Source organism: uncultured Sphingomonas sp., assembly GCF_964243315.1.
GTDB lineage: Bacteria > Pseudomonadota > Alphaproteobacteria > Sphingomonadales > Sphingomonadaceae > Sphingomonas.
This window is the reverse complement of record NZ_CAXTEM010000034.1, coordinates 20,335-31,053: the sequence shown is the minus strand read 5'-3', so window position 1 is coordinate 31,053 and position 10,719 is coordinate 20,335. Positions and strand designations below refer to the sequence as shown.

The following is a 10,719-nucleotide window of genomic DNA, read 5'->3' as shown; positions in this document are numbered from 1 at the left end:
CTGGCGCTTCCAGAATTCGAACGCCCAGGGGTATTCGAACGGCTTGTACTGCTTGGAGGCTTGGAGGAGGGACATGGTGGGTACTCCGGGCTTAAATCGAAAAGAGCGTGACGGTGTGGACGGGCGCGGCAGCGATCATGGCTGCACGCTCCAGTTCCACATCGCGGTGGCGGAGATGGCGAGGACGATGCCGAGCGACACCGCCATGATCCCGACCATCCGGAAGACATAGACCATCGCCGGACCCGCGGGGCGGATCAGGCGGAGCAGGAGACCGACGCCGAGCAGCGTGAACACCGCGGCGACGACGTACATGATCTGGACTTGGAGGGTCATGCGACCTTCTCCCGACCCGTGCGTTTGCTCACCGCATTTACCACCGAAGGAGAACGACCATGGCCGATATCAGCGCGATTCAGGAGCATATGGAAGTGATCGGCGCCGACGGCGTGCATGTCGGCACCGTCGACCGCGTCGAAGGCGACCGCATCAAGCTGACCAAGAAGGACAGCGGCGCCCAGGTCTCGGAAGGATCGGGGAGCCACGAGGGCCATCACCACTTCATCTCCACCGGCCTCGTCGCCGAAGTCGAGGGCGACAAGGTGCGCCTGTCCGCGAACGGCGACGTCGCGGTTAGCTTCGAGGAAGAGTGACCGCACGCCTCCCTCTCCCGTAATCGGGAGGGGGAGGTACTCGCCATGTGGCGACGGGCGGGTGAGAACGGGTTGCATGATCTTCCTGTGAATACGCCACGCCGTCCGACAGCGCCGCCGCCGGCTTACTGGCAGGCCAGACACTCGTCGTAATCCGTGCTTTCCAGCTCGAACTTCTGGAGCGAGATGGTGTTGTCCGCCTCGACGCCCCCCGCGAAGCCGGCGCGCTGGACCGACTTCGAACGCAGATAGTAGAGCGACTTGATGCCCAGTTCCCACGCGCGGAAGTGGAGCATCAGCAGGTCCCACTTCTCGACGTCCGCCGGGATGAACAGGTTCAGCGACTGCGCCTGATCGATGTACGGCGTGCGATCGCCCGCGAGCTCGAGCAGCCAGCGCTGGTCGATCTCGAAGCTGGTCTTGTAGCAATCCTTTTCCTCGGCGGAGAGGAAGTCGAGATGCTGGACGCTGCCGCCCATCTCCAGGATCGAGTTCCACACCGCGTCGCTGTTCTTGGATTTCTCCACCAGCAGCTTTTCAAGATACGGGTTCTTGACCGAGAAGCTGCCCGACAGCGTCTTGTGCGTGTAGATGTTGGCGGGGATCGGCTCGATGCAGGCCGTGGTGCCGCCGCAGATGATGCTGATCGACGCGGTCGGCGCGATCGCCATCTTGCAGCTGAACCGCTCCATCACCCCCATGTCGGCGGCGTCGGGGCAGGGCCCGCGCTCGATCGCGAGCTGCATCGATGCCTCGTCGACCTGCGCCTTGATCTGCTTGAAGATGCGCAGGTTCCACGACTTGGCCATCGCGCCCTCGAACGGCAGGCCGCGCGCCTGGAGGAAGCTGTGGAAGCCCATCACGCCGAGCCCGACCGAACGTTCGCGCCCCGCGGAATAGGCGGCGCGCTCCATGCCCGGCTCGTGGCGATCGATATAATCCTGGAGCACATTGTCGAGGAAGCGCATCACGTCCTCGACGAAGCCCTTCTCGTCCTTCCACTCGTCCCACGTCTCGAGGTTCATCGACGACAGGCAGCACACCGCGGTGCGATCGTTGCCGAGATGGTCGCGGCCGGTGGGCAGCGTGATCTCGCTGCACAGGTTGGAGGTCGACACCTTCAGCCCGAGGTCGCGGTGATGCTTGGGCATCGACTTGTTCACGTGATCGGCGAAGACGATGTACGGCTCGCCGGTCGCGAGGCGGGTCTCGACCAGCTTTTGGAACAGCGCGCGCGCATCGACGGTGGCGCGGATCGCCTGGTCCTTCGGGCTGCGCAGATGCCATTCAGCGCCGTCGCGAACCGCCTCCATGAAGTCGTCGGTGATCAGCACGCCGTGATGAAGGTTGAGCGCCTTACGGTTGAAGTCGCCCGACGGCTTGCGGATCTCCAGGAACTCCTCGATCTCGGGGTGCGAGACGTCGAGATAGACCGCGGCCGACCCGCGGCGCAGGCTGCCCTGGCTGATCGCGAGGGTCAGCGAATCCATCACGCGGACGAACGGGATGATGCCGCTGGTCTTGCCGTTGAGGCCGACCGGCTCGCCGATGCCGCGGACATTGCCCCAATAGGTGCCGATGCCGCCGCCGCGCGAGGCGAGCCAGACATTCTCGTTCCAGGTGTCGACGATCCCGCCGAGGCTGTCGGGCACCGAATTGAGGTAGCAGGAGATCGGCAGGCCGCGCCCGGTGCCGCCGTTCGACAGCACCGGCGTCGCGGGCATGAACCACAGCTTCGAGATGTAGTCGTAGATCCGCTGGGCGTGCGGTGCGTCGTCGGCATAGGCGGAGGCGACGCGGACGAACAGGTCCTGGAAGCTCTCGCCCGGCAGCAGATAGCGGTCCTTCAGCGTCTCCTTGCCGAAATCGGTGAGCAGCGCGTCGCGGCTGTGATCGACCTCGACCGGATAGGGCTGCGGCGTCACCGACTTGCTGTCGAGCAGGACGGGGCCGGTGGCCGGCGCGTCGGCCCGGACGGCGGCGGTATCTTCGATCGTATCGGTGCTCATATCGCTCGCCTGTGTATCCCTGAAGTCCATCGCCGCCGCTCCTACCGTTCTCTATCCGTTCGAATCGGGGCCAGGCCCTGATCCTATCACCGGGCGGCCCCTGGCGTAGAACAAAATGCGCACGCGTCCTTTGTGAAAGACGCGGATAAGCGCGCGTGGCGAAGATGATCGCGACGCCGTTCCTACCACCAGTTGGGTCCGCCCCCGAACTCAACCCCAAGAGATTGTGCCAAAGCGTGTTCGGACGCAAGACCCTTAACACCGCCTAAACGCGCCGGTTCCACACTTCACCGCGCCCCCGGGCAACGCCGCAACGAACGACGCGCGGACTTCTGCGGCTTTCGCGATCCGCAAGAGAACGAGCGGGGAACGAGAAAAAATCTTCTAGCGATCACGGTCTGCCTTGCAGCCTTCGAGCAACGAGACAGTCACGCCGTTCGCGGCTTGCAAGCGTCGGCCGCGCTCGGCAATCTCGCACGATGAACAAGCTGATCCTGGCGCTGGCCTGCCTGCCTACCTCCGCGGCGATCGCGCAGGAGGCGGAGCGGCCGCCGGCGATGTTCTTCCCCACGCCGTTGCCGGCAGCGCCCGTGGTGCAGCGGCGCGTGGCGCCGTCGCCGGTCGCGGGGCCGGTCGATCAGCGCGCGATGCTGATTGGGAGCCGACGATCCTGCGTTGCGGCGGGAGGCCGATCGCGGCGATGCCGATCCGGCGGCCGTGGAACATGCTCGTCTGGCCGGGCTTCAAGGCGATGCCGGTCAGCTTTGCCTTCGCGATCGACGCGACGGGGCGGACCACCGCGATCAGGCGCCGGCGCGCCGAGACGCAGCCCCTGTCGGGCGATCTCGGCCCGGCGCTTGCCGCGACCCGGTTCGCGGCCGGGGCGCCGCAAGCGGACTGCACGATCGTCTATGCGCCGCAGGTGACGCCGATCGGCGAGGTGCCGATCGCGGACCTGATCTCCTACACGCTGACGCCCGAGTCCGGCCCGCTGCCGATCGCGGGATGGGACCGGATCGCGGCAGGGGCCAGTTGCCGCGACGAGCCCCGCCCGCAGCCGCTGGTCCAGGTCTATCCCGATTTCCGGAAGGTGCCGGGAACGCCGGGGGTCAAGGACTGGTCGATGGTGCGGTACGACACCGACGCCCGGGGGCGGCCGAGAAACCTTCATACGGTGTCGGGCACAGGCAATGCGGCGCTGGACGCGGCGTCGATTAAGGCGATCCGCGCGTCGCGCTATACCGAAGGCGCGCGCGCCGGCTGCCTCTATCCGTATTGGAAGATGCCGGCGACGCTCGCCGCGCCGACTATGCCGACCGAGGATGCGTATCGGCCGAAGAGTGCGACCTGCCCCACGGCGCGGGACTGGACGGCCGGCCCGGTCCTGCGCTTTCCCGACAATTACCAGCGGCGGTCGATCGAGGGGTGGGCTATCGTGACCTATGATCTCGCGCCGTGGGGCGAGCCCGGCAACATCCATGCGGTCTCCGCCGAGCCCTCGGCCGACTTTGGGACCGCGGCGGAAGCGGTGATCCGCGGCGCGCGGCTACCCGCGTCGGATCGCGGCGCCACCGGCTGCGTCGACCGGGTGATCTTCAAGATCGGGCCCGGGTCGGACGGGGTGCCGCCTCCGCCGTTTTGAGGCTGGGCGTATCGATATGGTGTATCGAGGGAAGGGCTGTCGCGCGGAACCTGTACCTCGATACGAGCTCTCGATACGCTCCTTGCAGGAGCTACTCGATCTCTACCAGGTACGAACGGGTAAGATGGATGCCCTGATTCTCTATCGCCGCGCGCCGAAGGTGTAGGTCAGCGCCACCCCGCCCGACACCTGATCGCGCGATCCGAAAGCGCGGACGATCGGCGAGCGTGCGGGGTCGGCGACGAGGCGGTCGTATTTGGCGTAGCCGTAGATGCCCCAGACCGGCGTGATCTGCCGGATCAGCCCCGTGGTGACGCCGACCGCCTGGATCCCGCCCGAGGCATCGAACCGTGGCAGGCCGGTGGCGAGCGCATCCGCGGCATTCACCCCGAAATAGGCGCGGTGGAAGCGGCCGTCACCGATCGTGACCCGCGGGCCGATCGAGAATACCGACCGATCGCGGTCGCGCAGGACGTAATCGGCGCCGACATTGCCGATCCAGCCGCGGTGCCCGCCGATCCCCTTGCGGATCTCGGTACGGACCCGAAGCGTGGGCGCGATCTGATATTGCACGAAGCCGCCGGGCTCGACGGTGAAGCCGACCTTGCGAACCGGCGCGCCGACATCGCGCGCGGTGCGGCTGCCTTCGAAGCCTAGCGCGAAGCCGATCGCGACGTCGCCGACGCGGAACAGCGACGTGCCGAAGCTCTCGTCGGGTGCCTCGAACACGAAATCCTCGTCGCCGGTGGCGCGCGAAACGTCGATGAAGGGCCGCACCGCGATGCTGTCGGCCCCGGGATAGCTCGGCACGAGCTGCGGCCCCGCGCCGATCCGCGTGCGCTTGGCGGCGTCCTGCGCGGTGGCGGCGGCGGCGGGCAGGGTGGCGAGAACGGCGAGCGCCGTCAGCGTGGTGCGCATGGTCATCGCGGCAGGCGGTACAGCATTTCACCCGAGGTTGGCAGCCATTGCAGGAGGTTGCGGCGATCGGCACCACGACGCGAAGGGCGGTGGCGTTCGCGGCGATGCTTCGGTAGGTCGGGCCATGGGTGATCTGGACCGTCTCGTGCCTGCGGGCATCATCGAACAATGGGTGTTCCACCTGCGCCGCCAGCGATCGCGGGCGCAGGACGCGCTGTGGCTGATCGAGCAGGGCTACACGATCCATGACGGTCGCGGCGGCGTGCCGACCGGCGACGCTACGGTCCGCTTCCGTCGCGAGCACGAGACCGTGATCGACGAGGTCAACGCGTTGCTCGCGTTGTACGACCGCATCAATCTGGGCGCGGAGGCGGAGGCGGAGGTCGGGCTGGTGTGAGGATGGCGGACGGCGTTGTCTGCTACCGCGCCCCGGCCTTGTCGACGTCCTTCAGGTCGCGGTCCATCGCGGCGCCGTCGAACGGCACGACCACGATCTTGCTGCCGTGTCCGTCATCGCCCTTTTGCTGCTCCTTCGGTACGTCGATGACCGCGAAGCTGATCGCGATGACGTGGCCGTTCGCGATCACCACGCCGGGGCGTTCGAGCTTGTTCCAGTGGTTCACCACGCCGTTGGTGTAGCGGATGAACTTCGCGCCGGGTTCATAGGCGAGGCCCTGGACCTTCCACGCGGTGACCCCGTCGCGCGAGATCAGGTGGAAGGCGCGGCGGTCGCGCCAATGGTTGACGACGACGTGATACCACCCGCCGCTGTGCCAGATCACCGGGTCCTCATAGGCGTCCATTCCGGTCTGCGGCAGGCCGGCTAGGCCGCGATAGATACTGTCGCCCATGACCTTGTAGGGGCCGAGGATGTCGGTCGGGCTGACCAGGATCTGGCCCGAGCGCTGGATGATCTCGAAGCCGCCGCCGGGACGGGCCATGATGCTGAGGTTGGAGCCGTGCCACGGCTTCATCACCGCATCCTTCTGGAGTTCGGCGGGGGTGAACACCGATTTGAACGCGCTCTGGTCGACGACGATGTCGCCGAGCTTGCGCCAGGGCCCGTCGATCGACCCGGACGTGTAGATGTCGCCGTTGCGGGTTTCGCTGATCATCACCGCATAGCGGCCGTCGGGGAGGCGCAGCGCAGTGACGTTGTGCCCCTTGCCGCCCTGGTCGGTCGGCCAGATCAGGCCGCGGTCGGTATAGGGACCGTATAGCGAGTCGCTCACCGCCTCGACCGCGAGCGAGTTCACCCATGCCTCATGCCCGGTCGCTTGATCCCAGCGGCTGGCCAACATGCGGTATCTGCCGTCGGGCCCTTTCAGGATCTGGCCGTCCCAATAATTCCAGCGCTTCATCGTCGCGTCTTCGAGACCGTTGCCGGTGTCGCGCGGACCGACCGTCGCGGCGCCCCACACGTCGCGCGAGAGCGGCTTGATGATCGGGGTCGGCATAAAATAGTCGACGAACGGCTTGCGGCCGAGCACCGGAACCTCGCCGCGCGTCGCCGTCGTTTCTTGCGCTACCGCGATCGCCGGCGTGGACGCAGCCAAAGGCAATGCCGCGAACGGCAGCACGACGGAAATCACACGGCGACCCAGGTTGCTCATGACCGATCCTCATCCACGCGGGACGCGTGCCCGTTGAATGTCTATCGCTAGCACACTCGAGCCGATAGCAAAGAGATTATAGGAAAGTCGGCTTCATACGGGAAAGTTGTGCGACTGCTGCTTAGATGCGGCGATGGCGGGAAGCGGCGTCGGTGGTCGTGAGCGACACCGCTTCAGCCTCCGCTAGCTAGCTCATCGATACGTTGGTGCTGCTCACCGAGTAGTAGCTCGCGACGCGGTCGGCATAAGCCTGGTCGAACACGGGCGCATTGTTGGCCCAACTCGGCCCGCCTTCGAGCAAGCGGCGGTCGATCGTGACGACGTAGAGGTCGCGTACGGGATCGAACTGCAGCAGTTCGAACGGGAGCGGGTAGAAGCTCTTGCCCATACCGAGGAAGCCGCCGAGGCTCAGCACCGCATGGGTGACCCGGCCGTTGCCTTTGTGAACCATGAAGGCGTGGACGCTGCCGACATGATCGCCGTCGCGGCTCTCGACCTTCATCGTGCCGCTGACGCTGGTCTGGATGAGGATCTGGGTAGGGGCGGCGCCGTCGGCCAAAGCAGGTCTCCTGGTGATTGGCTGCTTGAACCGGCGACCGCGCGGGTAGTTCCTGCGGTCGCGCGGCGGCAGGCGGGTTGAGCCGCGCCCGGGCAGCGCCCATAAGCACCGGCGATGCGCCTCCACCTCATTCTCGCCGTCTCGCTGGCGGGGCTCGCCGCGTGCGTGCCCGCACCGCGCCAGCCCGCCCCCGTCGCGCCACCGCCACCAGTAGCGCCACTGCCGCCGGCGCCTGTTCCGCTCGCCGCCGACTGGCGCGATTGGGCGCTGACGCCGGGGACTTGGCGCTACCAGCCGATGCCGGCGGGCAGCATTGCCGGCTTCGGCACCACTGCGGCGGCGCCGATTGTGTCGCTGCGGTGCGAGGCGGCGACGCGACGGATCGCGATCGTCGTTCCGGGCGCGAGCGGACCGGCGATGACGATCCGCACCAGCACCGCGTTGCGAACCCTGCCGATGACGGAAGGCCAGAGCGTGCTGACGGCGAGCGATCCGCTGTTCGATGCGATGGGCTTCAGCCGCGGCCGTTTCGTGATCGAGCAGGCGGGCGCGGCGCCGCTGGTGCTGCCGGCGTGGGCGGAGATCGAGCGCGTCACCGAAGATTGCCGGGGGTGATTTGGAGACCCGGCCGCGTCGGCACGAGCCGTCGAGGATCGTCCAGAAATTAGCCTAAAACAAGACTTGTATCTGAGCCCCGTGTGACTCACATTGCGGTCGTGCCCAGTGTTGGTCACATGTTCATCAACAAGCGAAAGGAGGTGATCCGATGTCTCATGGTTCAGCAGTGAGTTCGGTTCGGTTCGTTCGGGGGACGCACCGCTAAGCGCCGCAGATCGTCCGCGGAGGGTATTCTCCCTCAGTCAACGTGGATGGTCGTAGGACGAGCGGTACGCATGGTCCTCCGGGCTGGAGCTCTCCGGCCGCTGACCATGTCAGGAGGTTGTCGGGTCGTCGGGAGACGCCCGGCAACCTCTTTTCATTTTTGGGGTGTGGGCAGGCGCGCCAGTGACACACGAGAGACTATAGCGATTCTCGACCGTAGGGATTCCACCTGAGCGGACCTGCGCAAGCCGCGGAACATTCGTCACGTGCACAGCCGTGTCCCCGCAGGGGGAGATCCAGGGCCAAGCAGAACAACCACTTGCGTCCATCAGAACCCTGGACTCCCGCCTTCGCGGGAGAACAGGAAGGTGAGGTCGCTTCAGCGAAAAAGGCGCTTCGGGAGCACCGGCAGCTTTCCTACGTCACCCCCGCTCAGTCTTCCTGCCACCCAACCGCGTCGATCATCATCTCCAGCGCGACCTCCAGGCACGCGATGCGCACGCCCCCTCGGCCAATGTCGCCGAAATGCTCCTCGCGGTGCGCCGGTTCGCGGCCGTCGCGGGCGCAGGCGAAGTGTACCAGGCCGGCCTCGTCTCCCGGCGCGCCCGGGCCGGCGAAGCCGGTGATCGCCAGCGCGACCTGTGCGTCCGAACCCTTAAGCGCGCCGAGCGCCATCGCGATCGCGACGTCGCGGCTGACCGCGCCGCAGGTGTCGATCTGTTCGCGCGCCAAACCCAGCAACTGGCATTTGGCCTGTTCGCTATAGACGACGAAGCCGCGGTCGAAAACGTGGCCGCGCCCGTCCACGTCGGTGAGCAACGACGCGAGCAGGCCGCCGGTGCAGCTCTCAGCAGTCGCGAGCATCAGTCCGGCCGCATCCGCCTTCGCCAGCAGCGATTCGGTAAGCTGCTCGACCCTGGCGTTGATGGTGGGCGACAGCGTCTCGATCATCCTGCGAGCTCCGCCATCACGCGCCGACCAGCAGCCCTTCACGCGCGATCTTTTCGCGCCAGACGAGCGGCGCGAGCTGGTGGACGTTCTCGCCCGCGCTGTCGACCGCGACGGTGACCGGGAAATCCGCGACCTCGAATTCGTAGATCGCCTCCATCCCGAGATCCTCGAACCCGACGACCTTCGATCCCTTGATCGCGCGCGCGACCAGATAGGCCGCGCCGCCGACCGCCATCAGATAGGCCGACTTCGCCTCGGCAATCGCCTGGGTCGCGGCGGGCCCGCGTTCGGCCTTGCCAACCATCGCGAGCAACCCCTGGTCGAGCATCATCCGGGTGAACTTGTCCATGCGCGTCGCGGTGGTCGGACCGGCTGGACCGACGACTTCCTCGCCGACCGGATCAACCGGGCCGACATAATAGATCACGCGGCCCCGGAATGAGACCGGGAGTTCCTCGCCCTTCGCCAGCATGTCCGCGATGCGCTTGTGCGCGGCGTCGCGGCCGGTGAGCATCTTGCCGTTCAGCAACAGCCGGTCGCCATGCTTCCACTGCTGCACCACCGCCGGAGTCAGCGTGTCGAGATCGACCCGGATCGCGGCCTTGTCGGGCGTCCAGTTCACGTCGGGCCATTCGGACAATTTCGGCGGCTCGAGATGGACCGGACCGGATCCGTCGAGCGTGAAATGCGCGTGGCGGGTGGCAGCGCAGTTGGGGATCATCGCCACCGGCTTAGATGCCGCATGCGTCGGCCAGTCCGCGATCTTCACGTCGAGGATCGTCGACAGCCCGCCGAGGCCCTGCGCACCGATCCCGAGCGCGTTGACCTTATCGTAGATCTCGATCCGCAGCGCTTCGATATCGTTGCGCGGCCCGCGCTGCTTCAGCTGCGCCATGTCGATCGCGCCCATCAGCGATTCCTTGGCGAGCAGCATCGATTTCTCAGCGGTCCCGCCGATGCCGATGCCGAGCATTCCCGGCGGGCACCAGCCTGCGCCCATCTGCGGGATCATCTCCAGCACCCAGTCGACGATCGAATCGCTCGGGTTCATCATCTTGAACTTGGACTTGTTCTCCGATCCGCCGCCCTTCGCCGCGACGTCGATCGACACGGTGTTGCCCGGCACCATCTCGACGCTCAGCACGCTCGGCGTGTTGTCCTTGGTGTTGCGGCGGGTGAAGGCGGGGTCGGCGAGGATCGACGCGCGCAGCTTGTTCTCAGGGTGGAGATAGGCGCGGCGCACGCCCTCGTCGACGACCTGCTGGAGCGATCGGCTGCCATCGGCGAAGCGGCAATCCTGGCCCCATTTGACGAACACGGTGACGATCCCGGTGTCCTGGCAGATCGGCCGGTGACCCTCGGCGCACATCCGGCTGTTGGTCAGGATCTGCGCGATCGCGTCCTTGGCCGCGGGGCTCTGCTCCGCCTCGTAGGCGACGCCGAGCGCGCGGATGTAATCCATCGGGTGATAGTAGCTGATGAATTGGAGCGCGTCGGCGACGCTCTCGATCAGATCGGCTTCGCGGATAATCGTGGTCATGGCCCGATCGCA

11 protein-coding genes are annotated in these 10,719 nt (G+C 66.5%); 4 read left to right on the top strand and 7 right to left on the bottom strand.

What is annotated here, in order from left to right:
* Nucleotides 1-135: 135 nt before the first annotated feature.
* Nucleotides 136-336, bottom strand: coding sequence for a hypothetical protein (locus tag ACFE77_RS10790; protein WP_375421642.1), 201 nt, complete (start codon nt 334-336; stop codon nt 136-138).
* Between the two features lie 59 nt (nt 337-395).
* Here ACFE77_RS10790 and ACFE77_RS10785 point away from each other — a divergent pair, with 59 nt between their 5' ends.
* Nucleotides 396-653: a DUF2171 domain-containing protein gene (locus tag ACFE77_RS10785; protein WP_375421641.1), complete on the top strand. Its 258-nt coding sequence runs from the start codon at nt 396-398 to the stop codon at nt 651-653.
* Between the two features lie 125 nt (nt 654-778).
* Here ACFE77_RS10785 and ACFE77_RS10780 read toward each other — a convergent pair whose 3' ends face one another.
* Nucleotides 779-2,692, bottom strand: a complete 1,914-nt coding sequence (locus ACFE77_RS10780; RefSeq protein WP_375421640.1) for a ribonucleoside-diphosphate reductase subunit alpha — start codon at nt 2,690-2,692, stop codon at nt 779-781.
* 670 nt (nt 2,693-3,362) lie between these two features.
* On the opposite strand from ACFE77_RS10780, the gene ACFE77_RS10775 reads away from it, so the two are divergent.
* Complete coding sequence (locus ACFE77_RS10775) at nt 3,363-4,304, top strand: energy transducer TonB (protein WP_375421639.1); 942 nt, start codon at nt 3,363-3,365, stop codon at nt 4,302-4,304.
* 141 nt (nt 4,305-4,445) lie between these two features.
* Here the strand turns inward: ACFE77_RS10775 and ACFE77_RS10770 are convergent, their stop codons facing one another.
* Nucleotides 4,446-5,228, bottom strand: a complete 783-nt coding sequence (locus ACFE77_RS10770; protein WP_375421638.1) for a MipA/OmpV family protein — start codon at nt 5,226-5,228, stop codon at nt 4,446-4,448.
* 118 nt (nt 5,229-5,346) lie between these two features.
* Here ACFE77_RS10770 and ACFE77_RS10765 point away from each other — a divergent pair, with 118 nt between their 5' ends.
* Nucleotides 5,347-5,619 (top strand): hypothetical protein, encoded by a 273-nt coding sequence (locus ACFE77_RS10765; RefSeq protein WP_375421637.1) that lies wholly within the window; start codon nt 5,347-5,349, stop codon nt 5,617-5,619.
* A 22-nt stretch (nt 5,620-5,641) separates the two neighbouring features.
* Here ACFE77_RS10765 and ACFE77_RS10760 read toward each other — a convergent pair whose 3' ends face one another.
* Both ACFE77_RS10760 and ACFE77_RS10755 read right to left on the bottom strand, forming a co-directional pair.
* Nucleotides 5,642-6,835 carry a glycoside hydrolase family protein gene (locus ACFE77_RS10760; RefSeq protein WP_375421636.1) on the bottom strand — a complete coding sequence of 398 codons (1,194 nt, stop codon included), beginning with the start codon at nt 6,833-6,835 and terminating at the stop codon, nt 5,642-5,644.
* A gap of 187 nt (nt 6,836-7,022) precedes the next feature.
* The gene (locus tag ACFE77_RS10755) at nt 7,023-7,337 is read right to left on the bottom strand and encodes a PRC-barrel domain-containing protein (RefSeq protein ID WP_375421644.1); all 315 of its coding nucleotides are present in this window, start codon (nt 7,335-7,337) and stop codon (nt 7,023-7,025) included.
* A 171-nt stretch (nt 7,338-7,508) separates the two neighbouring features.
* Here ACFE77_RS10755 and ACFE77_RS10750 point away from each other — a divergent pair, with 171 nt between their 5' ends.
* Complete coding sequence (locus tag ACFE77_RS10750) at nt 7,509-8,009, top strand: hypothetical protein (RefSeq protein ID WP_375421635.1); 501 nt, start codon at nt 7,509-7,511, stop codon at nt 8,007-8,009.
* Between the two features lie 639 nt (nt 8,010-8,648).
* On the opposite strand, the gene ACFE77_RS10745 is transcribed toward ACFE77_RS10750, so the two are convergent.
* Complete coding sequence (locus ACFE77_RS10745; protein WP_375421634.1) at nt 8,649-9,167, bottom strand: CinA family protein; 519 nt, start codon at nt 9,165-9,167, stop codon at nt 8,649-8,651.
* 16 nt (nt 9,168-9,183) lie between these two features.
* Nucleotides 9,184-10,707, bottom strand: coding sequence for a fumarate hydratase (locus ACFE77_RS10740; protein ID WP_375421633.1), 1,524 nt, complete (start codon nt 10,705-10,707; stop codon nt 9,184-9,186).
* Nucleotides 10,708-10,719 lie beyond the last annotated feature (12 nt).